The 26,285-nt window shown below is 42.9% G+C and carries 16 protein-coding genes, 16 tRNA genes, 2 rRNA genes and 1 pseudogene; 29 read left to right on the plus strand and 6 right to left on the minus strand.

Going from position 1 to position 26,285, the window contains the following annotated elements; genetic code table 11:
• Positions 1 to 248: 248 nt before the first annotated feature.
• The 17 genes from BCOA_RS28105 (at position 249) to BCOA_RS28185 (ending at position 4,748) form a co-directional block, all read left to right on the plus strand.
• Positions 249 to 3,181, plus strand: a 23S ribosomal RNA gene (locus BCOA_RS28105).
• Between the two features lie 176 nt (positions 3,182 to 3,357).
• A 5S ribosomal RNA gene (rrf, locus tag BCOA_RS28110) occupies positions 3,358 to 3,473 on the plus strand.
• A 6-nt stretch (positions 3,474 to 3,479) separates the two neighbouring features.
• Positions 3,480 to 3,554, plus strand: a tRNA-Asn gene (locus BCOA_RS28115).
• 4 nt (positions 3,555 to 3,558) lie between these two features.
• A tRNA-Ser gene (locus BCOA_RS28120) sits at positions 3,559 to 3,648 on the plus strand.
• 13 nt (positions 3,649 to 3,661) lie between these two features.
• Positions 3,662 to 3,733, plus strand: a tRNA-Glu gene (locus BCOA_RS28125).
• 11 nt (positions 3,734 to 3,744) lie between these two features.
• Positions 3,745 to 3,820 (plus strand) — tRNA-Val (locus BCOA_RS28130).
• Positions 3,821 to 3,829: 9 nt separating this feature from the next.
• A tRNA-Met gene (locus tag BCOA_RS28135) sits at positions 3,830 to 3,903 on the plus strand.
• A 12-nt stretch (positions 3,904 to 3,915) separates the two neighbouring features.
• Positions 3,916 to 3,991, plus strand: a tRNA-Asp gene (locus BCOA_RS28140).
• A gap of 18 nt (positions 3,992 to 4,009) precedes the next feature.
• Positions 4,010 to 4,085: transfer RNA gene (locus BCOA_RS28145), tRNA-Phe, on the plus strand.
• 4 nt (positions 4,086 to 4,089) lie between these two features.
• Positions 4,090 to 4,165 (plus strand) — tRNA-Thr (locus tag BCOA_RS28150).
• Between the two features lie 8 nt (positions 4,166 to 4,173).
• Positions 4,174 to 4,255 (plus strand) — tRNA-Tyr (locus BCOA_RS28155).
• Between the two features lie 8 nt (positions 4,256 to 4,263).
• Positions 4,264 to 4,337, plus strand: a tRNA-Trp gene (locus BCOA_RS28160).
• 8 nt (positions 4,338 to 4,345) lie between these two features.
• Positions 4,346 to 4,421 (plus strand) — tRNA-His (locus BCOA_RS28165).
• Between the two features lie 7 nt (positions 4,422 to 4,428).
• Positions 4,429 to 4,500 (plus strand) — tRNA-Gln (locus BCOA_RS28170).
• A 3-nt stretch (positions 4,501 to 4,503) separates the two neighbouring features.
• Positions 4,504 to 4,578, plus strand: a tRNA-Gly gene (locus BCOA_RS28175).
• 5 nt (positions 4,579 to 4,583) lie between these two features.
• A tRNA-Cys gene (locus BCOA_RS28180) sits at positions 4,584 to 4,657 on the plus strand.
• 9 nt (positions 4,658 to 4,666) lie between these two features.
• Positions 4,667 to 4,748: transfer RNA gene (locus tag BCOA_RS28185), tRNA-Leu, on the plus strand.
• A 241-nt stretch (positions 4,749 to 4,989) separates the two neighbouring features.
• On the opposite strand, the gene BCOA_RS28190 is transcribed toward BCOA_RS28185, so the two are convergent.
• Entirely contained in the window at positions 4,990 to 5,454 is a 465-nt protein-coding gene (locus BCOA_RS28190; protein WP_014097396.1) for a DUF421 domain-containing protein, read from the minus strand.
• Between the two features lie 373 nt (positions 5,455 to 5,827).
• On the opposite strand from BCOA_RS28190, the gene BCOA_RS28195 reads away from it, so the two are divergent.
• The 9 genes from BCOA_RS28195 to BCOA_RS28235 all read left to right on the plus strand — a co-directional run bounded on the left by BCOA_RS28195 (position 5,828) and on the right by BCOA_RS28235 (position 15,411).
• Entirely contained in the window at positions 5,828 to 6,847 is a 1,020-nt protein-coding gene (locus tag BCOA_RS28195) for an LLM class flavin-dependent oxidoreductase (RefSeq protein ID WP_014097397.1), read from the plus strand.
• A 117-nt stretch (positions 6,848 to 6,964) separates the two neighbouring features.
• Positions 6,965 to 7,046: transfer RNA gene (locus BCOA_RS28200), tRNA-Leu, on the plus strand.
• A 387-nt stretch (positions 7,047 to 7,433) separates the two neighbouring features.
• Positions 7,434 to 8,561, plus strand: coding sequence for a zinc-dependent alcohol dehydrogenase family protein (locus tag BCOA_RS28205; protein WP_014097398.1), 1,128 nt, complete (start codon positions 7,434 to 7,436; stop codon positions 8,559 to 8,561).
• Positions 8,562 to 8,971: 410 nt separating this feature from the next.
• Positions 8,972 to 9,856, plus strand: a complete 885-nt coding sequence (locus BCOA_RS28210; protein ID WP_014097399.1) for a DMT family transporter — start codon at positions 8,972 to 8,974, stop codon at positions 9,854 to 9,856.
• 525 nt (positions 9,857 to 10,381) lie between these two features.
• On the plus strand, positions 10,382 to 11,767 hold the full coding sequence (locus BCOA_RS28215; protein ID WP_014097400.1) for an MFS transporter: 1,386 nt from the start codon (positions 10,382 to 10,384) through the stop codon (positions 11,765 to 11,767).
• A 121-nt stretch (positions 11,768 to 11,888) separates the two neighbouring features.
• Positions 11,889 to 12,335, plus strand: a complete 447-nt coding sequence (locus tag BCOA_RS28220; protein ID WP_014097401.1) for an MFS transporter — start codon at positions 11,889 to 11,891, stop codon at positions 12,333 to 12,335.
• A 69-nt stretch (positions 12,336 to 12,404) separates the two neighbouring features.
• Positions 12,405 to 13,769: an ISLre2-like element ISBco5 family transposase gene (locus BCOA_RS28225; protein ID WP_014097402.1), complete on the plus strand. Its 1,365-nt coding sequence runs from the start codon at positions 12,405 to 12,407 to the stop codon at positions 13,767 to 13,769.
• 180 nt (positions 13,770 to 13,949) lie between these two features.
• Complete coding sequence (locus BCOA_RS28230; protein WP_014097403.1) at positions 13,950 to 14,324, plus strand: MarR family winged helix-turn-helix transcriptional regulator; 375 nt, start codon at positions 13,950 to 13,952, stop codon at positions 14,322 to 14,324.
• A gap of 202 nt (positions 14,325 to 14,526) precedes the next feature.
• Positions 14,527 to 15,411, plus strand: coding sequence for a YitT family protein (locus BCOA_RS28235; RefSeq protein WP_014097404.1), 885 nt, complete (start codon positions 14,527 to 14,529; stop codon positions 15,409 to 15,411).
• 995 nt (positions 15,412 to 16,406) lie between these two features.
• On the opposite strand, the pseudogene BCOA_RS28245 reads toward BCOA_RS28235, so the two are convergent.
• A pseudogene (locus tag BCOA_RS28245) lies at positions 16,407 to 17,743 on the minus strand (IS1380 family transposase).
• 228 nt (positions 17,744 to 17,971) lie between these two features.
• The gene (locus BCOA_RS28250) at positions 17,972 to 19,285 is read right to left on the minus strand and encodes an IS1380-like element ISBco1 family transposase (RefSeq protein ID WP_014097406.1); all 1,314 of its coding nucleotides are present in this window, start codon (positions 19,283 to 19,285) and stop codon (positions 17,972 to 17,974) included.
• Between the two features lie 304 nt (positions 19,286 to 19,589).
• On the opposite strand from BCOA_RS28250, the gene BCOA_RS28255 reads away from it, so the two are divergent.
• Positions 19,590 to 20,222, plus strand: coding sequence for a DUF5666 domain-containing protein (locus tag BCOA_RS28255; protein ID WP_014097407.1), 633 nt, complete (start codon positions 19,590 to 19,592; stop codon positions 20,220 to 20,222).
• 179 nt (positions 20,223 to 20,401) lie between these two features.
• Here BCOA_RS28255 and BCOA_RS28260 read toward each other — a convergent pair whose 3' ends face one another.
• Together BCOA_RS28260 and BCOA_RS28265 are read right to left on the minus strand one after the other, a co-directional pair.
• The gene (locus tag BCOA_RS28260; RefSeq protein WP_014097408.1) at positions 20,402 to 21,760 is read right to left on the minus strand and encodes a sensor histidine kinase; all 1,359 of its coding nucleotides are present in this window, start codon (positions 21,758 to 21,760) and stop codon (positions 20,402 to 20,404) included.
• Positions 21,760 to 22,446, minus strand: coding sequence for a response regulator transcription factor (locus BCOA_RS28265; RefSeq protein ID WP_035184018.1), 687 nt, complete (start codon positions 22,444 to 22,446; stop codon positions 21,760 to 21,762). Before BCOA_RS28265 ends, BCOA_RS28260 begins: the two co-directional genes overlap by 1 nt.
• 443 nt (positions 22,447 to 22,889) lie before the next feature.
• Here BCOA_RS28265 and BCOA_RS28270 point away from each other — a divergent pair, with 443 nt between their 5' ends.
• Positions 22,890 to 23,927 (plus strand): hypothetical protein, encoded by a 1,038-nt coding sequence (locus BCOA_RS28270; protein ID WP_014097410.1) that lies wholly within the window; start codon positions 22,890 to 22,892, stop codon positions 23,925 to 23,927.
• 406 nt (positions 23,928 to 24,333) lie between these two features.
• Here BCOA_RS28270 and BCOA_RS28275 read toward each other — a convergent pair whose 3' ends face one another.
• Positions 24,334 to 25,314, minus strand: coding sequence for a hypothetical protein (locus tag BCOA_RS28275; protein WP_014097411.1), 981 nt, complete (start codon positions 25,312 to 25,314; stop codon positions 24,334 to 24,336).
• 633 nt (positions 25,315 to 25,947) lie between these two features.
• Here BCOA_RS28275 and BCOA_RS28280 point away from each other — a divergent pair.
• Positions 25,948 to 26,178 carry a hypothetical protein gene (locus BCOA_RS28280; RefSeq protein ID WP_014097412.1) on the plus strand — a complete coding sequence of 77 codons (231 nt, stop codon included), beginning with the start codon at positions 25,948 to 25,950 and terminating at the stop codon, positions 26,176 to 26,178.
• Positions 26,179 to 26,285: the final 107 nt, after the last annotated feature.

A 26,285-nucleotide genomic window follows, 5' to 3' on the forward strand; every position in this document is an offset into this window, starting at 1 on the left:
AACACGATGAGCCTTAAAGGCGAATCGATGTTGACTTATCGTAGGGAGAAGACGTAGAAATACGCTAGCCGATAGCGCCCGGAGCTAGACAGAAAAGGAAAACTTCGTTTTCCAAAATCAAGTTTGACGTTTTCGTTTTGTTCAGTTTTGAAGGTTCAATCCTTCAGTATGTGTTCTTTGAAAACCGGATAGGAGAAACAAACCAAGTAAACCGAGAATCGCTTATTTTTGGATTTAAACCTTTTTATGGTTAAGTTAGAAAGGGCGCACGGTGAATGCCTTGGCACTAGGAGCCGATGAAGGACGGTACAAACACCGATATGCTCCGGGGAGCTGTACGTAAGCGTTGATCCGGAGATTTCCGAATGGGGAAACCCCCTGTCTTTAATCGGACAGGATTCCTGCCTGAATCCATAGGGCAGGAAGGGCACACCCGGGGAACTGAAACATCTCAGTACCCGGAGGAAGAGAAAGCAATTGCGATTTCCCAAGTAGCGGCGAGCGAACAGGAAACAGCCCAAACCGGAAGGCTTGCCTTCCGGGGTTGTAGGACACTCATATGGGAGTTACAAAAGAACAGGTTAAGTGAAGCGGTCTGGAAAGGCCTGCCGGAGAAGGTAAAAGCCCTGTAACTGACACTTCGTTCTCTCCCGAGTGGATCCTGAGTACGGCGGGACACGAGGAATCCCGCCGGAATCCGGGAGGACCATCTCCCAAGGCTAAATACTCCCTAGTGACCGATAGTGAACCAGTACCGTGAGGGAAAGGTGAAAAGCACCCCGGGAGGGGAGTGAAAGAGATCCTGAAACCGTGTGCCTACAAGTAGTCAGAGCCCGTTAACGGGTGATGGCGTGCCTTTTGTAGAATGAACCGGCGAGTTACGGTCTCATGCAAGGTTAAGCTGAAGAAGCGGAGCCGCAGCGAAAGCGAGTCTGAACAGGGCGAAAGAGTATGAGGCCGCAGACCCGAAACCAGGTGATCTACCCATGTCCAGGGTGAAGGCAAGGTAACACTTGCTGGAGGCCCGAACCCACGCACGTTGAAAAGTGCGGGGATGAGGTGTGGGTAGCGGAGAAATTCCAATCGAACTTGGAGATAGCTGGTTCTCTCCGAAATAGCTTTAGGGCTAGCCTCAAGCGAAGAGTTTTGGAGGTAGAGCACTGTTTGGACGAGGGGCCCTCATCGGGTTACCGAATTCAGACAAACTCCGAATGCCAAAAACTTATGCTTGGGAGTCAGACTGTGAGTGATAAGATCCATGGTCGAAAGGGAAACAGCCCAGACCGCCAGCTAAGGTCCCAAAGTATACGTTAAGTGGAAAAGGATGTGGCGTTGCTTAGACAACCAGGATGTTGGCTTAGAAGCAGCCATCATTCAAAGAGTGCGTAATAGCTCACTGGTCGAGTGACGCTGCGCCGAAAATGTACCGGGGCTAAACGTATCACCGAAGCTGCGGATGGACACCATTTGGTGTCCGTGGTAGGAGAGCGTTCTAAGGGCGTTGAAGCCGGACCGGAAGGACCGGTGGAGCGCTTAGAAGTGAGAATGCCGGTATGAGTAGCGAAAGAAGGGTGAGAATCCCTTCCACCGAATGCCTAAGGTTTCCTGAGGAAGGCTCGTCCGCTCAGGGTTAGTCGGGGCCTAAGCCGAGGCCGAAAGGCGTAGGCGATGGACAACAGGTTGATATTCCTGTACCGCCTCTTCACCGTTTGAACGATGGGGGGACGCAGGAGGATAGGGCAAGCGCGACACTGGTTGATCGCGTCCAAGCAGTTAGGCCGGTGCGGAGGCAAATCCTTCGCGCCAAGGCGGAGCTGTGATGGCGAGGGAAATTTTAGTACCGAAGTTCCTGATTCCACACTGCCAAGAAAAGCCTCTAGTGAGGTGAAAGGCGCCCGTACCGCAAACCGACACAGGTAGGCGAGGAGAGAATCCTAAGGTGAGCGAGAGAACTCTCGTTAAGGAACTCGGCAAAATGACCCCGTAACTTCGGGAGAAGGGGTGCTTTTTGGGGTGTATGCCCCGGGAAGCCGCAGTGAATAGGCCCAGGCGACTGTTTAGCAAAAACACAGGTCTCTGCGAAGCCGCAAGGCGAAGTATAGGGGCTGACACCTGCCCGGTGCTGGAAGGTTAAGGAGAGGGGTTAGCCGTAAGGCGAAGCTCTGAACTGAAGCCCCAGTAAACGGCGGCCGTAACTATAACGGTCCTAAGGTAGCGAAATTCCTTGTCAGGTAAGTTCTGACCCGCACGAAAGGTGTAACGATCTGGGCACTGTCTCAACGAGAGACTCGGTGAAATTATAGTACCTGTGAAGATGCAGGTTACCCGCGACAGGACGGAAAGACCCCATGGAGCTTTACTGCAGCCTGATATTGAATTTCGGTACAGCTTGTACAGGATAGGTAGGAGCCTTGGAAACCGGAGCGCCAGCTTCGGCGGAGGCATCGGTGGGATACTACCCTGGCTGTATTGAAATTCTAACCCGCACCCCTTACCGGGGTGGGAGACAGTGTCAGGCAGGCAGTTTGACTGGGGCGGTCGCCTCCTAAAAGGTAACGGAGGCGCCCAAAGGTTCCCTCAGAATGGTTGGAAATCATTCGCAGAGTGTAAAGGCATAAGGGAGCTTGACTGCGAGACTTACAAGTCGAGCAGGGACGAAAGTCGGGCTTAGTGATCCGGTGGTTCCGCATGGAAGGGCCATCGCTCAACGGATAAAAGCTACCCTGGGGATAACAGGCTGATCTCCCCCAAGAGTCCACATCGACGGGGAGGTTTGGCACCTCGATGTCGGCTCATCGCATCCTGGGGCTGTAGTCGGTCCCAAGGGTTGGGCTGTTCGCCCATTAAAGCGGTACGCGAGCTGGGTTCAGAACGTCGTGAGACAGTTCGGTCCCTATCCGTCGCGGGCGCAGGAAATTTGAGAGGAGCTGTCCTTAGTACGAGAGGACCGGGATGGACGCACCGCTGGTGTACCAGTTGTCTTGCCAAAGGCATCGCTGGGTAGCTATGTGCGGAAGGGATAAGTGCTGAAAGCATCTAAGCATGAAGCCCCCCTCAAGATGAGATTTCCCACAGTTTATACTGGTAAGATCCCTGAAAGATGATCAGGTTGATAGGTCCGGGGTGGAAGCGCGGCGACGCGTGGAGCTGACGGATACTAATCGATCGAGGACTTAACCAAATAGAAAAGTGAAGGCCGCCTTGAAAAAGGTGCGCTGGAGCTAGACAATTCTCAAAGTTAGAAGTAAAAACGCATTCTCCGTTTACAGTTTTTTCTCCCATCCGGTTTTCAGGGAATCACATAATTCCTGTTGATAAGAAATGAAAACTTTGTTATAATGATTTTTGTCATTAAGGTCCGGTGGCGATGGCGGAAAGGTCACACCCGTTCCCATCCCGAACACGGAAGTTAAGCTTTCCAGCGCCGATGGTAGTTGGGGGTTTCCTCCTGCGAGAGTAGGACGCTGCCGGGCTTGTATTCCGCAGTAGCTCAGTGGTAGAGCAATCGGCTGTTAACCGATCGGTCGTAGGTTCGAATCCTACCTGCGGAGCCATCATGGAGAGCTGTCCGAGAGGCCGAAGGAGCACGATTGGAAATCGTGTAGGCGGCTAAAAGCTGTCTCAAGGGTTCGAATCCCTTGCTCTCCGTCATGATCCATATGGCCCGTTGGTCAAGCGGTTAAGACACCGCCCTTTCACGGCGGTAACACGGGTTCGAATCCCGTACGGGTCATCATTATAACTGGAGGATTAGCTCAGCTGGGAGAGCGTCTGCCTTACAAGCAGAGGGTCGGCGGTTCGATCCCGTCATCCTCCACCATTTTATCATCGCGGGGTGGAGCAGTCTGGTAGCTCGTCGGGCTCATAACCCGAAGGTCGCAGGTTCAAATCCTGCCCCCGCAATTTACATATAAAGGTCCCGTAGTGTAGCGGTTATCACGCCTGCCTGTCACGCAGGAGATCGCGGGTTCGATTCCCGTCGGGACCGCCATCCATTTTACATAATTGTGGCTCGGTAGCTCAGTCGGTAGAGCAAAGGACTGAAAATCCTTGTGTCGGCGGTTCGATTCCGTCCCGAGCCACCATTTGGCCGGTCTAGCTCAATTGGTAGAGCAACTGACTTGTAATCAGTAGGTTGGGGGTTCAAGTCCTCTGGCCGGCACCACGCAATATGGAGGGGTAGCGAAGTGGCTAAACGCGGCGGACTGTAAATCCGCTCCCTCAGGGTTCGGCGGTTCGAATCCGTCCCCCTCCATTTTTTAAAGGGGCATAGTTTAAAGGTAGAACAGAGGTCTCCAAAACCTCCAGTGTGGGTTCGATTCCTACTGCCCCTGCCATTATGATGGCGGTTGTGGCGAAGTGGTTAACGCACCGGATTGTGGCTCCGGCATTCGTGGGTTCGATTCCCACCATCCGCCCCATATTTATTGGGCCATAGCCAAGCGGTAAGGCAACGGACTTTGACTCCGTCATGCGCTGGTTCGAATCCAGCTGGCCCAGTATGCGGAAGTAGTTCAGTGGTAGAACATCACCTTGCCAAGGTGGGGGTCGCGGGTTCGAATCCCGTCTTCCGCTCCATTGATGGCGGCATAGCCAAGAGGTAAGGCAGAGGTCTGCAAAACCTTTATCACCGGTTCGATTCCGGTTGCCGCCTCCATCATATCATGCCGGTGTGGCGGAATTGGCAGACGCGCACGACTCAAAATCGTGTTCCTTCGGGAGTGTCGGTTCGACCCCGACCACCGGTATAACAGCATCACATTGAAAGCTGATGCCAAATGGAACGCTTCTCAAGATAAAGAGAAGCGTTTTTTTATTGCAATTATATTATTGAAGCCGAGGCCAATTTAAGTGGCTGCTTGAAAGCGTACACTTGTGAGTATCTATAGTTTTTTAACTTGTACAAAAAGGGAATTGATCTAATAAGAAAGGTTTGGAAATACTATCTTAGATTTTCCTTTTATAATGAGAACAGAACTGGGCAGCCTACTATTTACTAGGGTTGTTTTTTCTTTTTTTCACCGTAACCGTCCCATCTTTTTCAAGATAGGCCTGGTCAATTTCATCAAGCAAAAATACGCCCTGCTTTCTCAATAACTCCGTCAGTTGGTTCATATCAATTTTATTTTTTTTCAGTACGACTTTGTTAATTTTTCCCTTATCGATCATCAGCGTTTTATCCCCGATAAGGAATTTTTCCAGTTTATCATAGCGGTAAATGAGGATGTCAAAAATGATTTTAATGATGACCCAAACAGAAAGCATCGCAAGAATGTAGTACCATTTTACACTTGGGTCATAAAGGCCGTTGCCGACGATTTCAGACAGCATAATGCTCCAGATGAAGTCGATTGGCGTAAGGTTTGAAATGCTTTTGGCGCCAGTACATTTTAGACAAAAAATGAGCGCAAGAAAGCCCATGATCAATTTTAATAAGTCCATGCCAATTTGCATCGCTAAACCCCTCCTTTAAAAGGTCCGGTTTTCTCTCGATTGTTCACTTTTACGGGGCTTTCCAACGATTGATCCAGTTATGCATACTGCTTCAACAAGCAGTCTATTTTCCATTTCGCCAACTTCATGAAGTTTGGATACCAATGCTCTTTCTGCTGCTTCTATTGGGAAGCTTGTACCCGAAACACCCAACGCCCATGGGTCCGATCATACGAGCACTGTTTTTCATTGCATTTTCCCTTAATTTCAGTATCATAAACGAACGTTCTCATCATTGGGATACACCGGACAGGTTAGGCAAATCATTTTGTTTTGGGAATCTGTTATTTTACAATAGATCTATCTTCACGAGTAGAAGGAAAGGAAGCGGACAATGGGTAGTCAAAAAAAGTTGAATGACGTTGCATTTTCGGTTTTAGATTTGATCCCCGTTTTATCTGGAAAGACACCGGCAGATTCGTTTAAAAATAGCCTAAGCCTCGCACAGCATGTTGAAAATTGGGGCTACAAACGATACTGGCTCGCGGAGCACCATAATATGGTGGGAGTAGCCAGCTCTGCAACGGCTGTTTTAGTCGGGTATATAGCGGCAGGGACGAAAACCATCCGTGTCGGGTCTGGCGGTGTGATGCTTCCAAATCATGCACCGCTTGTCGTGGCTGAGCAGTTTGGAACACTGGGTTCCATCTATCCAGGCAGAATTGATCTCGGCCTTGGCCGTGCGCCGGGTACAGACCAATTGACAGCTGCGGCGCTCAGAAGGAATTTAAGGGGCGGGGAAATGGATTTTCCGGATAATGTCCAAGAACTGATGAACTATTTTCTCTCGGATAAAGAACGCAGGACGTATGCACGGGCCGTCGTGGCAGAAGGGGTGGATGTTCCGGTTTGGCTTCTTGGGTCAAGTACATACAGTGCCACACTTGCTGCCAGGCTCGGCCTGCCGTTTTCGTTTGCAAGCCATTTTGCACCAGCGCAATTGTTTGATGCTTTATACCTTTATCGGGAGAACTTCAAACCGTCCAAGTATTTGCAAAAGCCATATGTGATTGCGTGTGTGAATGGCGTAGCAGCTGACACAGATGCAGAAGCAGAAAGGATCGCAACAAGCCTGTACCAGTTTTTCCTCGGCGTTATCCGTGGAAAATCGCAGACGCTGCAGCCGCCTGTCGATAGCATGAACGGGATTTGGACTCCGTTTGAAAAAGAAGCGGCATTGCGTCAGCTTGAATATGCTTTTATCGGTTCAAAACAGACAATCAAAGAGAAAATGGAAGAATTTTTGGATGATACACAGGTCGATGAGTTGATGTTTGTATCGCATATTTACAACCATGGAGAGCGGCTGCGGTCTTATGAGATCCTAAGTGAACTGAAGGAAGATCATATGTGAATAGGGGAGCTGTTTTGCTTCCCTTTTTCACACAATGGTTATTGACATTTTTTACGATCTGGATATAATTATAAAAGTGACATAACAAACAGTTTTGTTTGAGATTCATAGGATCATGCCGGTGTGGCGGAATTGGCAGACGCGCACGACTCAAAATCGTGTTCCTTCGGGAGTGTCGGTTCGACCCCGACCACCGGTATCAAAAGATCACATTTCAGTTTTTCGGTAAAACGTTCCTTATAATCTAGTAAGGAGCGTTTTTTCATTTTCCGGAAGAAGTCACTCTCTTCAATCGGTGAAGGGCAGAAGGTAAGGGATGAATTTCGGTTTGCATTTACTAAAGGCTGCTTATTTGTTTTTTTCATTATTCAGTCGTAAAATAAAATAAAGAATTTAATAATAGCGAATCTAAACACAAATCACTATACTTATCAAGGCTATGAAGCATATCAGCTAGTTCCGGGCGTTCCAGATTTGTTCAGCAATCCCAATTCGCCGAAAACAAAGCATATAAGTGATATTCGTAGGCTTTGAAAACCGTTCAAGTGCGCTGATACATAACGAATTTCAGAGGAGATGGGTGAGAGTGAAGATCAGAGCTGCTGTACTACGGGAATCAGGTGCTGCTATGCCATATGCAGCAAGCAAACCGATTAAAATTGAAACATTGGAACTCGATGAACCGCAACAAGGAGAAGTGCTTGTCAAGATGAAGGCGGCCAGTTTGTGCCACTCGGATTTGTCTGTTATAAATGGCAGCAGACCCCGGCCTTTACCGATGGCTCTTGGGCATGAGGCTGCCGGTGAAGTGGTGAAAACCGGTGAAGGTGTGACAGATCTTGCGCCGGGTGACCATGTTGTTTGTGTGTTTGTACCAAGCTGTGGCGAATGCCTGCCGTGCAAGGAGGGACGCCCTGCATTATGCGAAACGGGTGCGGCTTCAAACGCGGCAGGTACTTTACCAGGAGGCGGCATCCGGCTGCATGCAAATGGTGAAGACATCATGCACCATCTCGGCGTATCCGCTTTTTCAGAATATGCTGTTGTGTCCCGTCGTTCTTTGATTAAAATTGAAAAAGACGTTCCGTTTGAAAAGCTTGCCCTTTTTGGATGCGCTGTCATTACGGGGGTCGGGGCAGTCGTGAATACAGCCCGGATTAAGTTGGGCAGCACAGTTGCGGTTGTCGGTTTGGGCGGCGTCGGATTAAGCGCATTAATCGGGGCTGTATCAGCAGGGGCGAGCCGTGTAGTAGCAGTAGATGTCAATGAAAATAAATTTGCGTTGGCAAAAAGGTTTGGAGCAACAGATGTATTTGATTCCAAAGATCCAGATGTTGTTGAGAAAATACGTGAAGCAACTGGCGGGGGACTGGATACTGTTTTTGAGACGGCAGGTGCAGTCCCGGCGATGGAAACGGCATACGCCATCACCAAGCGCGGTGGCACAACCGTTACGACAGGACTACCGGATCCAAAACATCATTTTTCTTTCCCTTATGTAACGCTGACGGCTGAGGAACGGACGCTAAAAGGTTCCTATATCGGTAGCTGTGTTCCAGAAAGGGATATTCCAAATTATATCCGGCTTTTTAAAAACGGCCGCTTGCCAGTGGATGAATTGGTAAGTGATGTCATTTCTTTGGATGAGATAAATGAGAGTTTCGACAAATTGGCTAAAGGGGATTCATCTAGAATCATGATTCGGTTCGACTAAAAGATGATTGCCAAAAAAGGTGCCCCGTGCCGATAAAGTGGCAGCCATGTTAAAACACAATAAAGAAGAGATCAAGCAACTAGAAATGAACTTAAGTATTTACATCAAGTCCGAGCACCCATTTGCATGATGACGACTTGGTACAGCAGATAACAGGGCTGGAATATTTTGTTCATTTTATAAAACGGCAAAAATTTTGATTTCCTGACTGAATCCAGCGATTCGCAAATGGTTTGAGGAGAAATATAGGATTCCGTCAGCATCCGCTTTGAGGAGGATGGCGGCAGGGTCGTATACGTGGTCTACAAAAGGCTTGGCGCCACGCAAAGTGCCAGGCCTTTTATTTACAATTTTTTCAATACAAATTATACTGAAAATACGACTTTATACATAAAAGAAGGATTACTTTCATGAATAAACCGGCATTTTTAAAACTAAGCATCTCCATGGTGATTTTTGGTTCAATCGGATTTTTCTCTAAGTATACGGGCCTGCCCGCACTGGAACTCGTTTTCGTCCGCTGTGTGAGTGCTTCAGCGATCTTAGCCGTTTACTGGCTTGCGACCGGCCAGTACAAAAAAGAGCGCTGGAGTATAAAAGAGATGCTCTTTATTTTAGGCGGAGGTGTTACGCTTGTCATCAACTGGCTTTTCTTGTTTTTGGCGTTTGAAAAAACTTCTGTCACCGCCGCGATTTCCATTTACAATACAGCTCCGCTCATTGTGCTTGTTGCAGGCTGGACGCTGTTCCGGGAAAAATTCCAATGGGGCGGACTGCTTGCCACTTTGGCGGCCTTTATCGGCACCATCATGATTACCGTAACAGCTTCCTCTGCGTTCAGCCACGTTCTCCTGGTTGGGTCGGTTTACGCATTTTGTGCGGCGATTTTTTATGCAGGTACAGTGATGATCGGCACAAGGATCAAACAGGCAAGTCCATACCTCGTCACGTTTCTGCAAACATTCATCGGGGTCATCATGCTGGCGCCTTTTGTCGACTTTTCAAAATACACTGGGCTCACTCCCGAAAACTGGACATTCAGCTTGCTGACAGGTGTCATCCATACCGGTATCGTGTATTTGCTGTTTTATGGCAGCATCCGATTTTTGCGCACGTCCGTCATCTCAGCCCTTTCTTATCTTGATCCGTGCGTTGCCATTTTGCTTGATATTTTCATCACTGGTTTCGCACCGTCCTATATGCAGGCAGCCGGCATCGCCATCATCTTTTTAGCTGTCTCCTATACAGTAAGAAAAAACAGCCAGGAAGACCCGGCAGCACAAAGACAAGTATAAATTGGCTTTCTTATCCGCAGTTTGATCTAGGGGATGGGAACGGTTATTTTTTTTTGGGGGTGGTTGGATTGTTTATGGCAGCAAAAATTCAGCAGCACTTTTTCATATGGTCGAGCTACACATCTGTTTTTGCCATCTCAACCGACGCCCGCAATCGCGGCACTTTTTCATATGGCTGAGCTGCACCATCATTTTACCGGTCACAATACATGTTCTTTATCCTCTGCAGCTCCGCTTCTTTCCCATTCTTTTAAAAGAGTGCGTTTATGGGACCCCGCATATTGCTGTTGCATTTCGCTTTCACGCCGTCCGTTTGGGATACCTGTTGATTGCCAAAAATAGAAGGCTTCCACTTTTTTTAATCTCTAAAAAATCTGCAAAAAGGGTTGACGAGCTGAATAAAAAATACTAATATAGAGATATTTAATTTTTGAAATATTAGAAATCCATACAATATTAGCGACCGATTCAATTAAGTTGAAGTTTCATTCAGCTAAAAAATGACAATTCAGGGAGGTATGACCGTTGAATCAGACGATCGGGCATCAGTTGGACAGACTGTCAGTAGGAAAAGTGCAACGACGGGCAACCATGGTAATTGGAATGGGATTATTTTTTGATTTTTTTGAGTTATTTCTTGCAGGGGTGCTCTCCAGTGTATTAGGTGAAGAATTTCATGTCTCTGCTTCACTTATGCCTTTGCTGCTGGGCTCCAGCTTTTTGGGGATGTTTATCGGGGCTATTTTCCTTTGCCATATTGCGGACCGTTACGGCAGAAAGCGGGCGTTTATGCTCAATATCGGCATTTATAGTCTTTTTACTATTTTCATTGCCTTTAGCCCGAATGTCGGCACGGTCATTTTTTTCCGGTTCCTGGCAGGAATGGGCCTGGGCGCGCAGCCGGCGTTATGTGATACATATTTAAGCGAATTGATTCCGTCGGTAAAACGCGGGAAATATATTGCCTGGGCGTATACGCTTGGTTTTCTCGCCGTTCCTGTTGAAGGATTTCTTTCCCGTGTCCTTGTACCTTTAAGCCCAATGGGATTGGATGGATGGAGATGGGTGTTCCTGCTTGGGGCGGCAGGGGGTGTTTTCGTCTTGATAGCGGCGCGGTCGCTTCCGGAGTCTCCGCGCTGGCTTGCCACTAAAGGAAGAATGCAGGAAGCAGTTGCATTATTGGAGAGATTTCAGGAAGGAAAGAAAGAGGCCGGGATGGTTTCAAAATTGCAATCTGAGCCTGCAGATCAAACGCCAAAGGGAAGTACTTTGAGTGCGGTCTTTCAAAAAAGATTATGGAAAAGTACGGTCATGCTTTACATTTTTCAAATTTTCCAAACGATTGGCTACTACGGCTTTGGGACGCTCGCACCGCTTGTACTCGCATCAAAGGGCTACACCGTCACGCATTCACTGGAGTATATTGCCTTGTCATTTATCGGCTACCCGCTCGGATCATTACTTTCTGTTCCGCTTATCGAAAAAATGGACCGTAAATGGCTGGTGTGCTTTTCCGCTGTTTGTATGGGTGTATTTGGCGTTTTATTTGGGATCGGCGGCTCGCCTTTTCTGGTCATTGTATTTGGATTTGCCTATACACTTTGCAGCAATATCTTTTCAAATGCTTTCCACGTACTGCAGGCGGAAATCTTTCCAACTGAAATCCGTGCGAGTGCTACCGGAATGGCATACAGCATCAGCCGCATTATGAGCGGCCTCATGCCGTTTATGCTGCTCCCGGTACTGGAAAATGAAGGTGCAACAGCGATGTTTATTATTGTTGCAATAGCAATGCTGATTGTCGTATTGGATATCGCACTACTGGCGCCAAAAACGACAGGACGTTCACTCGAAAATATAGAGAGTCTATCTGAACCGCAACTTTTTGGAAAAAACAGGGTTCACCTTTAAAATGAAAAAGAATATACAGGCAAGCAGAATATTGATGGCTGGAAAAGTGATCAGACATTTACCAAAAGAAAGCCTCATACAAAGGGGCCCTATCCGATAACAATTGAAAGAAGGGCTCGCTTTGAGAAATCAGTCAATATTTAATACTTTATCACTTAGTGAAAAATTCAAGTGGTTTTTCTTAGGGCAAACAGTCTCTTTATTCGGAAGTGCGATGACTCCTGTTTCTCTTGCTTTTGCAATTCTTAAAGTTAAGCAGGGCCAACATCTATTGGGGTATATACTGGCGGCTGCGGTTCTCCCTAATATTTTGATGCTGGTTATCGGTGGCAGTATTGCTGATCGTTACAGACGAGATAAATTAATACGCCTAAGTAACCTCGGTTCCGGATGTTCTCAAATGGGGATTGCCATTATCGTCCTTGCAGGCGGAAATCCATATACGATTTTCCCATTGGCAATTATAAATGGTATATTAGGAGCCTTTACTTCCCCTGCAATGCGAGGTATTATCCCTGAATTGGTGGAAAGTATGTGTAAAATTTTACTCGAGGGGGCAAATGAGTGAAAAAAAATGGGAAGACACTCTATCATCTAAATGTACACCTTGAATGAACATCTAGAGAGAGGTCTTCCCATGGATATTATATCAATAATTGCTGGATTATTAAAGGATACAAAAAGTCTTATGGAATTTGAAGAACAAATTAAAATTCTGATGCAGAAGGTTTTTACACAATGGGTTGGGGATGTATTTGAGGAGTTAGATAAAACAATTAAACAAAAGAAGTTGGAGGAAGGCTGGGAGTACTGCCGTAGTGATAACAGAAGCGTTCAGTTTCTATTTGGAAGTGTGACTTTTAAACGTTCATTAATGCGTGATAAGAGAGGGAACTCACATTATCCCTTGGATGAATGCTTGGGGCTGGTACCCCACCGGAGATATAGCCCGTTAGTGGAATTAAAGGTGGCAGAGTTGGCAAGTGAGAACACCTATCGGGAGGTGGCGAATATTTTAAAAGAATGGACAGCCGTGAGTCTTAGTCATACAACTGTAGGGGAAATGGTGAAACGCGTAGGAAAAACGCAGGTGGAAGCCGACAAGGCCCTTGTAGAAGAGATGGAAATAGCTGCTTCACTGCCTGATGGGAAGAAGGTAGACTACCTGTTTTCCGAAGCAGATGGCGTATTCATCCGGGGACTGGAAAAGAAACAGGGTATGGAAGTCCGCCATGCCATTCTCTATGAAGGTTGGGAAACCAATGGAAAAAGGGTCTCCCTGCGTCAGCCCACAGTCATCATGACGACGGAAGACATTCAGACATTTTGGGATGAAGTCCAAGCCACAGCTGCCAACACCTATTCCCTCGAAAAAGCGCAAGTCATTACAAACAGTGATGGAGGTGCTGGGTACACAGCTGAACGGTTTCAAACAGCATTCTCACAGTCGGAAATTCCGGTGCTCAACCAGCTGGATACCTACCACGTTGCACAAGCCATCATAAGGACATTTGGGGGCGGAAAGAGCGAGATCAAGGAGCAAATTAGAAAAGCGATTAGAACGCATGACCTGGACCAATTCACGTTATATTTGGATACGCACGAAAGCACCTTGACGGATAAAAAGGCTCTCAAGAAAATCAAGGAATTCCGTTCGTATATCTTGAAAAACTGGGACCGCATTTTTGACTGGAGAGACGGGGTGAAAAACGTGCCGGAAGGTGCGAGAGGCCTAGGAGCGATGGAATCGAATCAAAGGCATATCTCCTTCAGGATGAAAAAAAGGGGCATGCATTGGAGTGAACTTGGCGCAGAAGCCATGGTGAAAATCAAACAAGGCATACTCAATGGGACATTGAGAGAAGCCTATCTGAAACACCGTTCAAGAAGCGAGAGAAAGCAACGGAACTTGAAACAATCCATCAGGATGTCTCAACATCCCCGTTATCCATCTTTATACGGAAATATTACATCTTTTCCGAAAATTACACCGAGCAAGTAAAGCACGGTAGCCGAAAGTGTACAAAAAGAGTGTCTTGGAATACCCGATATTTAAACCTTGTCGAGAAAAACTTGACACATACCAGTGATCCAGTCCATTTTTCTTTTTACCCTTTTTAGTGTAAAATAGTTTATATAAAAACAGTTTATAAATGAACTACTTCTTAAAGGTGTGAGTAAAATGGACTTAAACTATGATGACCCAAAAGTGAAGCAAGCCATGGAGATTTATCAATTATTAACGGCTATTGGCAAATTTACAGCTAAATTAGCGAAAAAGAATGCGGAAAATTTTGGCTTGTCTCTCCAACAACTATCCATCCTTAATACTTTACTCGCTTTTCCTGAATCCACACAGCAAGAGCTGGCAGAAAGGCTTGTATTATCAAAGAGTACAATAAGTGTTGGTATTGATAAATTGGTTAATATGGGTCTAATAGAAAGGAAACTCTCAACAGAAGATCGAAGAGAAGTAAAGCTACAGTTAACATTGAAAGGGGAGGAATTGGCAAAGAAATCAAGTAAGAACGCAATTCCTTATCAAGCGATGCTTTAAGCAATAGAAAAAATGCCTGAAGAAGATATTCAGTCTTTACTCGTATACAGCAGGAACTTTTAAATCACCTTAATGAATATGGTTACTAAGTTATTGTCAGGCATTACTTGTGAAATTGGAAATAAGCACTACCGTGGCAATTAAAACAATAAATGAATAAGTGTATAGCTTAAAGAGAAAATCGTTGAAAAGGGGAAATCAAATGAGTACAACCAGTACAACCACTAAGAAAAGAAGAACCATTAGACTTAAAAAGGTGTCACGAGCATTAGCTGTTATGATAGGCGCTTTTATAGCAGCATATGGACTCGAAACGGTATTGATCCCAAATAATGTATCGGACGGTGGGGTAACAGGCCTAAGTATCGTGGGTTCTCAATTATCTGGATTGCCCCTGGGACTTCTGATTGTAGTAATAAATATTCCGTTTGTATTTTTAGGGTATAAACAAATTGGTAAAAGCTTTGCTATTTATTCAATGATAGGTATTGCCTCACTAGCTATTGGTACAAGACTTATGCGTCCCCTGCCTGCTATTATTCAAGGTGATACAATGATAATAACCGTTGTTGGGGGTATTATTATCGGATTTGGAATGGGGTTGGCGTTACGGAATGGCGGTGCATTAGACGGGATTGATATGTTAGCGGTACTACTTTCTCGAAAATTGCCTTTTGGGTCAAGTGACCTCATCTTATTTTTAAACATGTTTGTTTTTATTATTGTCGCCATAGTATTTGGCCTCCAAGGAGCAATTCTTTCTGCAATTGTCTACTTTATTGCTTCCAAAGTCATTCATATTGTTGAAGAAGGGTTAAGCGGTTCTAAAACCTTTAAAATTATCACCGATCAACCAGAATTAATGGTTGAAACCATACGTGACCGCTTGGGACGTAGTGCAACGTATAACCTGGTTGAAGGCGGTTATTCAAACGAACAATTCAAAGAAATTACATGTGTCATTAACCGATTAGAGGATAGCAAAATAAAAGAAATTATTTATGAAATTGATAAGCATGCTTTTGTAACTGTGTACGATGTTTCAGAAGTGAGGGGTGGTAACTTCAAAAAACGAAACATACATTAATTTAAATATTATCACCGATTGTCATCGTATCTTCTTGTTTCAATTGGTAATATCCTGTGCTTTTTTAGATTTAAAAAACTTAAAAAGAATATGCTGATGATATAAGAGAAAAATTGGGAAGGGGTGTTGCTTTTGCAAATGATATTGGAAAATCAGTTGAAGCATCTAATCATGAACATGCTTCGACCGTGAGCCAAGCCGTGAATATTAATCGACATGGTCGTCACCCCGGTTTTTTTATCCGGTTCTCAAAGATTTAAGCATACTTACATTTTTCAATCCTGTAGTCTAATGGATCCAAAAATAAACCCCAAAATTAAGCCGTTAAAAATGGGGGATGTCTAAAAGATGTTTTTACCTAGAACATTACCCGCAATGTTGGCAACATCAGCGATTCCCACGGTCAATTTGGAAAGTCATGAACTTGAAACTAGGCAATATATACAGATTTAAAGCGATGGAAATCCTTCTCGAAGGCACGAAATACGATTGATTAAAAAGTGATGTTTTGTTTACGGCGGTACCTCTTAAGCCTTCGGGTTTGAAGGGTAAACATTTTATTTTGGCTGCTTTTCTGCGTGCTAAGTCTTTTCTTTTCATTCACTTAGTGAAAACCCAAGATTGCTTTTTCAACCGCTTTGGCTAATGCTTTTTTGAAAATGAGTATTCCAACAGACAGGTAAAATAAACTAGGAACGATGAGAAAAATAAAGTCACTCATTGAAGAAGTTATGATGCTCGTGTTGCTAACCATTATATCTTTTACCTGAATCCGTGACGAAAATCTAACAAACATCGGTAATAGGTAGTTTTCCCAAGTGTGGATTTCTAGATATAACTGATTATTCATAAAATATATCTTTGTAACTTTGGTAGGTAAATTTTTTCCTATTCATTTATTTTAGGCACGAAACATAAACCTGCAAATTTCCATTTTTTTGCAAGTTTTCTGGTTTGTTTCGGCTTTTCTTCTTATCGCTTATTACCCTGGTTGTCTAGTAAAAGGCATCGTATAAGCGAGCAAAAGTCGGCAACCATTTGTTGGTCGCCGTCACTTTTAATTTCCATTGCCGACCTTGGTAAACAAGCTTTGAAGCCAGTGTAATCATATTCTGGATGACAGTTCGGATTCTTCTTCGTGTTGCTTTCTTTTTCAATGGTGCATCTTGTTTTTTCAAGCTTTCTTGTCCGATCAAACGAAGTAAATTATACGCAAATACACCAAAATGGAGCACAAGGCCATTCGTTTCATATTTGCCCGATGGCAACCGTTCCAGATCCAGTTCTGATTTAATTTCACTGTGAAACTGTTCGCATGTGCCATGGTCATGATAGAGAGAGATCACCACATGAGGCGGCACTTCAAGATCTGTCCAGTAGGTTTCAAATTCATATTCGGGAATCAAAAAAATCTGGCCGTCTCTTGAGATGGTTCTTTCGATCACTTTAAAGACTTTTCGGATGGTTCGTATCTGGTCTTTTAATTGAATGGTTTCGGGGATGGATCCAAGGTAAACCTTCTTTCCTTCCCGTTCTTCACAGCAGATCCCATATTTTTGGGCAATATGAAGCCAGTCTTCTGCTTTTTCCTTACGAGGATTGCGTTTGATAACAAAGCTTGCATGTTTTTCCAAGAAAATGATGAGATTATCCCGGCTGTCATTTCCGGAATCAAGCCTGAAAAGCAATGGCTGATCCGTTAATCTCCTGGCAGATTGGATGGTTTCCTTGATAAAATTCGGCGTACCTTTTTGGCAGTGGTCATTTCCCTTTCGCATCTCAACATGCAGGCAGTAGCCTTCCTGCCCAATGTAACCGAACATAGGTGCATAACCGTCGCAGCCTTTATAGGTTCTTTCCACTCCTTCTTTTTTTGTTTTGGAGTTATCAAAAGGGGAGACATCCAGATCAACCGGGATATACGGCTTGTCTTTGGCGTAAACTGGGCTAATTTCCGCATTTGTATTGCGGATCAGATTCAGCGATTCTTCATGCAAGATCGCTTTCCATTTTTCCGTCAAGGCAGCTTGGTCCAGTCGCTGCCTTAAAGTCGGGCTGGAAGGAACCCTTTGGATATCCAAAGCCAGTGCAAAAAAGGCATCTTCGCGGAAGGTTTCAATATTGTCATAATCGCTTTTTCATTGGCAAAGCAGGCCAATATAGGATTTGGCCACATCAGCATTGGAACAGACGGGATTTCTGGAAATATCAGGGAGTCGATAGGCATTTAACCTGGAAGCTAAATTCGTTAGATTTAGTAAATTTCCTACTATCTCTAAACCGCTTTGGCAACAATTCGTTCTTTCGTGGCTTCTATCACTAACTTTTTCATTAGATCACCTGAATGTGGAATGAGTTAAATTTAATCCTGAAATATTCATAGCTACAAATCCCATTTGATAAATTTTGTTAAATTAGTTGAAAATAACGGTATTTAATTAAGAACCGTAGCCAATTCATAAAATAACTGAATTTTCAATAGAACAATTCTGGTATTTTGGGCATACTTGCCCCTTGACTGAAAAATTTATTTTTTCAGCTATGAGAAGTATTCTATTGGTCATTCCAATTGTAGCTTTTGAATTCGATTCAGTACATCCCAAAAGAAATTTTGATACACAAAACTCGATGATAGTTTGAAGTAAAGGGATCTGCCTGATTTCACGACTTTACTTGCCGCTTTAATTAACCGAGTACGTATCGTATCAATTTGCATAGTTTTTTGACCTTCCGGAAAACAAAGAGTTCGTAACCAATTGGTCAAATTATATGCAAGAAGTGTTAACATCATTTTTACTTCGTTCACTAGAAAAGCGTGGCTATTCATATGATCAAAGTAAAAGCCATTTTTTGCTTCTTTGATATAGTTTTCCATCGTCCCTCTTTTTTGATAAGCTCGGACGATATCTTGAGGGAAAGCTAATTCAAAGTTAGTAACAAAAAAGGAATGGGTAAAGAACAGCTCACCTGCAGGACGTACCGATTGAATAATCACCCTTCTTGGTTTTGACCATGATTTTGCTTGGTAAATCGTTTCTTCATAATAGGTTTCCGTCTTGGAAACATCTAAAGGTGCGGAAGAAGGATGGTATTCCTTCGCTAAACTTTGTAGTTGTGAATTCGATTTCAACCGAATAATATACAAAACAGATTCTTCTTCACACAGATCGTATAATCCCGGAACAGCAAACCCGCTATCTCCACGAAGAAACAGGGTAGTTTCCGGAAACATTTCGTTATAATGTTTAATGAGAGGCCGAATAAATTCCACCACACCATTTGATGTATAAACATTTCCGGGACGGAGTTGTGCTTTCAAAAAGTCACCAGTCGCACCATCAAAGGCGACTAATGGATGAAAACCCATCGTGCCATAATGAGTATTATATGACGAAGATTCTTGGTCCCCATATGTATCCGAATGAGTCGAATCCAAGTCGATAAATAACTCTTTCGATTGTCGAAAACAATGAATCTTATCAAGCACTTCTTGGTTAGCCAGATTTAATTGTTCAATTGAATCTTTATCAAATCGTGTATAAAAGCGAGACAAACTGGGCTGGGAAGCAAGTGTTGGAGTTTCAATGATTTCCTTAAACACAGGATCATGAGTCAACTGATCAGCCGCATCATCTTCCGCATACCCGGCAATGAGTTGATAGACTTTTTGACGTAACAAGTTTTCATTTGAATGAAGATAATATTTCCTTGAATCGTTAAGTCTCAAGTACTTAACTAAAGTCTTTGAAAAACCAATTTTTTCATCGAATTCTCTAAAAAGAAACTCACCTGTATCGGAGGAAAGAGAACCTCCATCATTTGACAATTTAATTTTATGATTGAAATCAAGTGTTTTTTGCGTTAAAGTAACCATATAAAGAGTCCTTTCTGTTTGGTTTTTGTTTTGGTTACTTTAACTTTAACAGAAATGGATTCTTTTTTCATTTTTTTAATGAATTACAATAAAGCCGAAAAGGCTTGGTAATCCATAAGTTATAATAAGTTTCTGAATTTCTGTGAATAATTCAGATTAATAGATATGCGTATTATACTAGATTTCATGCGAATGGGTTAACGTTAAGTGAAAATTTCGTCACGGATTCAGGTTTTGCTTAAGGTCTTATTAAATTTTCTGACTAATATATAGTAACAAACAAGTGAAAGGGGATTGAACCGTAATGAAGTGGATAAAAGTTTTAATCGGGGTAATAGTCCTCTCCGTTGCAGGGGGAGCCGGCATTGCTGTCGGAATGAATATGAAAGAAGAACGGCCAGTCGTTTATTCAGACCCAGCCGAAACCATTTCTGCGCCAGAAGCAAAAAAAGAGGAACCTGTTGCTTCTTACACAGTTAATAAAGAAGGCGGGCAGAGCAAAACAGCTAATCCAGTCATTCGCGAAACAGAAGGCAAAGTCACTGCGCTGGATAAACAAAGCATTACCGTTTCATTTCCGTTCGGCGGAAGCGAAACATTCAAGTTGACGAATCAAACAGTAGTCGAAGATTTTTCCTTGCCGTTAAAAAAAGGCGTGCTTGTTGAATTGAAGGCGTCAGGAGAAGAAGCGGTAAAAATCGAAACAGAACGGACAATGGATGTGAAAGCTGTTATCGTATCAGACGAAAAAGAATCAATGAAGGTTGAGGCGAATGGCACAACAAAAAGCTTTACAAAGGGGCACTTCTACCGTCTTGACCGGGACGGCTACCGTGGCAGTCTAAAGGGTGTACCAGTCGAATTGGATCTTGATGAACATGATAAAATTTTATCTGCAGAACTTGATGACGAATTTCTTGATGGCTATGATGACTGACCGTGAAAATTAGGAATACACGAGTAAAAAACTGCCAAAACCCAGGCAGTTTTTTTGCAAATTATACCGGTTTGCTTTTTTGAAAAATGAATGCAGGGGATGAATCAAAGCGGAACAGGCAAGAGCAAACAGCAGGAATCCCGGCCGCCTCCGCAAGAAACCGGAGCCGTCTGGATGGATCATGAGGCATCAACCACTTTTTTAAACTGCAGGCACACCCGCGTCCCTTTTCCTTCTTCGCTTTCAATTTTAATCCCCCCGCCATGCTGGGTCATAATTGAATGGGCGATCGAAAGGCCCAGTCCGGTCCCGCCGGTTCCCCGTGTTCGCGCTTTGTCGACCCGGTAAAACCGTTCAAAGAGATGCGGCAAGTCTTCTTTTGGAATGCCGGTGCCGTGATCTATTACGGTGACCGTCACAAAATCATTATCGCTTCCCACTTCAATCTGTACGGGAAAGCGGCTGTATTTCAGTGCATTGTCCAAAAGGATGACCAGCACCTGGACAAACTTTTCTTCATTGGTCCATGCATACAGCCCGGGTGTTTCAGCTTTCACAGAAATGCTGCGGTTGGATGATTGGCTGAGCCGCTTTGCAGTTTGCCTGCAAAGATTGGCGGCATCAACCGGTTGCAACTCATACGAAACATCTTCACTACGGGCAAGCGCAAGCAGCTGCTCGGCGATCGAATTGAGTCTCCGGCTTTCATCCGAAATGGCGGCAATCCCTTCAGCCAGGATTTCGGGATCATCTTTTCCCCAGCGCCGTAACATGGCAGCATAGCTTTCAATAACCGTAAGCGGTGTTTTCAGTTCATGGGAGGCGTCATAGATAAATTGCTCCTGCTTTTTAAACATGGCCTCAAGCCGGTCAATCATGGCATTAAAGGTAAGCGCCATTTGGTACAGTTCATCGTGATGATTCAGGGCAAGCGGGATCTTTTCAAAGCGGCCGTTTTCTTCAATATCCGCCATCGTCTTCATCATCGTTGAGACCGGTTTTAAGAACAGACCGGAAGTTTTTACACCTACAAATGCGGCCAGCACAATTAAAACAGCAGAGGAGGCCAGTAAGATCGTAAGCAGCAGTCGGCTGTCTTCAAATATGTCTTCGGGGACCACGGAGAGTTCCAACATTCCAAGGTATTTTCCGTTTTCCATGATCGGATAGGAGGCCACAATAGCAGTGAAATCCTCACCTTTAATAGTACGGGTTTGGTCATCTTTCGGAAACACCGGTTTGATGGACAACAGGTCTTCTTCATCGGCTTTTACATAAACCTTTTGGTGCTGTGCATTAAATAAACGGATCATCCCTTCATCCGGTACATGCGTTTGCAATATCGGTTCCGGATCGGAAAAAAGCGCATCCCCGCTGCTCACACTTTCAGCTAATTGTTCAGCACTGTTCTCCAGGCTTGTTTCCAACCGGTCTTTTGAAAAATAAAGAAACGCCAAAAATACAATGGTATTGCCGGCAAAGAGCACAATAAAAGACCAGAGAATAAGCAATGCCGAAAGTTTTTTCTTAATCGACATTAACCCGTCTCCTTCATTGTATAACCAACGCCCCTCACTGTGTGGATCAGCGCTGTTTCGTGCCCGTGGTCAATTTTTTTGCGCAAATAGCCAATATAAACATCTACAACATTCGTATCTCCCGCATATTCAAATCCCCATACTTCATTTAACAACTGTTCTCGGTTTAATACAATGCGTTTATTCTTTAACAAATAGCATAAAAGATCAAATTCCCGTTTTGTCAATTCAATCGGTTTGCCGCCTCTTGTCACCTGCCTTGTTGCCGTGTTGACAAGCAAATCGGCAAGGGCATATTCGTGTTTCTTGCTGTTTTCGGATTTGCCGGTATGGAGTGCACCCGTTCTCAGCGCGGCACGGATCCGCGCGAGCAATTCCTCAATATTGAAAGGCTTTGTAATATAGTCATTTGCACCATGGTCTAGCCCGTTCACCTTATCGAGGACAGAATTGCGGGCTGTCAGCAAAATGACCGGTGTCCGGCTGTTTCTCATACGGTAGCGCCGCAAAACCTCGAGACCGCTCAAGCAGGGGATCATCACATCCAGCAGTACCAAATCCCAATCTTCGCTTTCTAGCAGGTTGAGTGCTTGTGATCCGTTCTCTACCCAAACGGTATCATAGTGCTCATGCTGCAATTCGAGCTCCAGCACCCGTGCAATTTTCACATCGTCTTCCACAATCATGATTTTTGACAATTCTGGACCAGCTCCTTCTGAAAGTGCATTCCCATCATTATTTTAACAATTTTCTGTTTTGAAAGGAATGCAGTCAGTACTTTTGTTTGAAAAATCAAAGTGCGTTGAAACGGTTTTTAAACTCTTCCGGCCCATTGCCTCAAAGTCAAAAAATGAATGAACTGAATGATTTGATAGGTGGGTGGAGCTGCTGGCAATGCTGGCCCTTTCGAAGTTGTTCAGCTCCGTTCCTTGAAAAAAGCTTCCACTGCCTAAATTGCCATACCACTTTGGGTAGTGTGCGTTTAATCGCTTCCGGTGTTCTTCATTCGGCCTATGGATAAAACCTGGTGGAGCACAATATAGTGGTCGAAAAATTTTGTGGAAACAAACGTTCTCATCGTGTATAATATGATTAATAATTCAATTTTAACAAAGGATGGGGTAAAATAATGGGAGAAGTACTTATTCTGGAGAAAAAGGTAAACTATTTACCCGGAACTGATTACGACGGGCTTTGGAAGAAAATTATAAGTGAACTGTTTGAGGAATTTATTTTATTCTTTGCACCTGATTTGTATGAGACCATTGATTTTGGAAAAGGAATTGTTTTTCTCGAACAGGAACTGCACAAAGTCATCATCAAGCATAAAAAAGGGAAAAGAATTGCAGACAAAATTGTAAAGGTTTCCTTGAAAAACGGCGAAGAAAAATATGTATTCATTCACATTGAAATTCAAGAAAAACAAGATCCGGACTTTTCCAAACGAATGTTTACTTATTTTTATCGCTTGTTTGATCGCTTCCAAGAAAACATTTATTCCATTGCGATTTTGACCGATTTGTCTAAATCAAATAACTCAGAGCCGTTCCAATACTCCTTTTACGGCACTGAACTTACGTATCGCTTTAACACTTATAAGTTTAATGAAGCGGACATTCCTTCTTTGAAAAAGTCTACGAACCCTTTTGCCATTGCAGTATTGGCGGGTATTTACCTTCATCTAACGGAAAAGAACTATCAGAAACGATATGAAGTTAAGAAAAAATTGTTAAAAGAATTCATCTTATCCAACCAAAATCTTAGTTCTAATTATGCGGAAGCGCTTTGTTACTTTATTGACTATCTTCTGTATCTTCCTGGTGAGTTAACAAAACAATTAACGAAAGAGTTATTTATTCACATTGAAAAGGAGGCAAACCATATGCTGTATTCTGAAGAGCTTAAAGAAGCTCCTACATTTGCAGAGTATCTGAAAACTGTGAAAGAAGAAGGAATTGAAATAGGGATAGAAAAAGGGATTGAAAAAGGGATTGAAAAGGGGAAGGAAGAAGGAATTGAAATAGGGATTGAAAAAGGGAAAATGGAAGAAAAAAGGAATTTGGCAGCCGAGTTATTAAGGGAAGGATTTTCAGTTGAAAAAGTTGCAAAAATGGTAAAACTCAGTATAGATGAAGTGAAAAAAATTAAAAAATGTGTGAATAACTAAATGAATTGAGACAAGGGATGGGCTGCCTTTCTATATAATCAAAGAAATGATGATTTTAGAGGAGCACTCATTAATTGCCACTGAAAATTTCTTAAGATTGCAAAGCACTTAACAATATTAGCACCCAAAGAGTTCTCTTTGAAAGATTTCACACTAAATAAAGAAATAGCCACATGCAAAATTGACTTTAGCGTGTGGCTTTTAAAAAATGAGCTTCTTGGGTGCTACCTAGTTGTTTTAAAAAAAATTTAATAGATAAAAAAGGAACTGACGTTTGCAGTAAAAATCACTTAACATAGCATTTTTTTATCCATTTTTATATTCAATGGTAATTTTTGTAGCGCCAGTATTCTACATCCCGGCTATTCGTTTGATTTTCTAATTAGCCCAAATTCTTCAGGAAAAATTATTCTTCAATTCGAGTTAACTTCACTTCAACTTTAAATCGATCCGGATTTTTTTCCAAAACTGCGATGAACCGTTTTAAGTCTTGAAAGATAATAAATCCTTCTGTTTCATTTTCATAATTCATCGTAAAGGACTCCGGTTTTTCATTATTTTCTTCATTTTCTGTTGCGTCACGTTCAGCTATCTTTTCTGTTTCTTCAACGGCAACTTGGTTATTTGAAGATAATAAGTTATTAATCAACATTTTCATTTCCTTAAACTCACTCATCAGTTGGTCAACACGTTCATCCCCTGCATTTCCAGCTGGTTCTTGTCCGGATTCCACAGCAGCCGGCGTAAAATCTTTTATATTCTCCTGTGCTTTATCTTTCTTATATTCATCTATCCACCCGTTTTTGAGGGCTAATTTTTTCAGATTGTGTTTATAATTATGAACGGAAGAATCTCGTTTCCCCCAAATTTTTGCAATTGATTGGGCATTCCATTTTTCCGTATATTCGGATATAAGCAGCCATTGATCTTTTTTTGGAAGCTTTTTTAAATCATTAAATGGAATCACTTGGTTTGGATCAGCGTCCGGTTTTGAGTGCGGAATTGTCCGTTTCTTCTTCATTTCAAGTCCTAAATCAGTCAACAATTGATAGTACACCTCTTCTTCAACACCTAATGCTTCTATTATTTCATTCTCTGAATAGGTCTCCCTCCATTTTGTTAAAATTTCCGTTTGTCGTTCTTTCGGATGCGATTTTAAATCTTCGTAGGTCATTAAACTTGTAAACATATTGTACACCTTTACCTTTCCTGATTTTTTATATAACTTTTTTTCTTTCCCTCTTAATAAGTCACTGGCAAAATAAATTTTTCCTATCTCGTGTTTGACTCCCTTTCCCTTTTTTGCATAAGCTCCATAAGAACTAATCTTCTTTTCTTTGATTTCTGCATAATATGTTTGCTTTATGTCATTATGCGTATTTAGCACCGGTCTACCTCCTTTGCATAAATTTGAAAATCGCTTTTCATTCCATATTCTTTCTATAATAATTACAGTGTTGGGTTGATGTTGGAGAATTTTCAGTTATTTTTAAGGGACTTTGTTCTATTATTGCTGTCTTGATCTTCAGGGACGATTTCTCCTCCTGCCAGTTGTTTAAGGTACATAAAATTCTTTTTTGAGTTTCAATTTTATACATGATATTCCAATTTACCTACTTATTCCTTTAAGCTGTCTACTAATTAACGGACTATCTATATTATACTAGATCCTATGTATATTATCTACATTGAATGAAAATTTCATCACTAATTTGATAAGCTTTTTTGTCAAAGAAAACATCATCTTTTTATATAAGTTGGACTAAACATTACTTTTTCATGTGTCGCCAAAAGCAATCTCATCCTGATCATAATTGATTTTGACGCGAAAAGAGCGCGTACCGGTGGTCGGGGGTCGAACGTATCTTTTAAACCATCAATTTATCAAGTTTTTGTTTACCTCTGTACAAAATTTGTACAAAAAAATGGAAGCCATTACAAATGTCCCTTTTTCTCTTATAGACGTTTTTGGTAAAATTAAGTTATTGATTGAAGAATAATAAATATAGGAGTGGCGGCAATGCTTTTGTTTTTTGGTAAGTTTATCTTGCTTTATTTGTTTCTTTCAATTGCATTTGCCTTATTCAAAGTGCTGTATTACAATATCGGCAAAAAATTCGTTTCTAAGACGGCTGATGGAACAATATTGCATTGGGCTTTAAGTGTTTTTGTTAAAAACGGTACGAAAATGGATAGTAATGATTACTTTGTTATGGCTGTTTTGGCGGCTTTATTTGCGATTTACTTGTAAAAAACTCCTCGAATCCACGATATACCAGCAGTTGTTTTATTTTGTTGGATATTCATTATTCTTACAGAATTCTTTAATCTTATTATATTTTTTGAAAATTTTTCGCA

It is taken from the genome of Heyndrickxia coagulans 36D1, assembly GCF_000169195.2.
Taxonomy (GTDB): Bacteria; Bacillota; Bacilli; order Bacillales; family Bacillaceae_C; genus Weizmannia; species Weizmannia faecalis.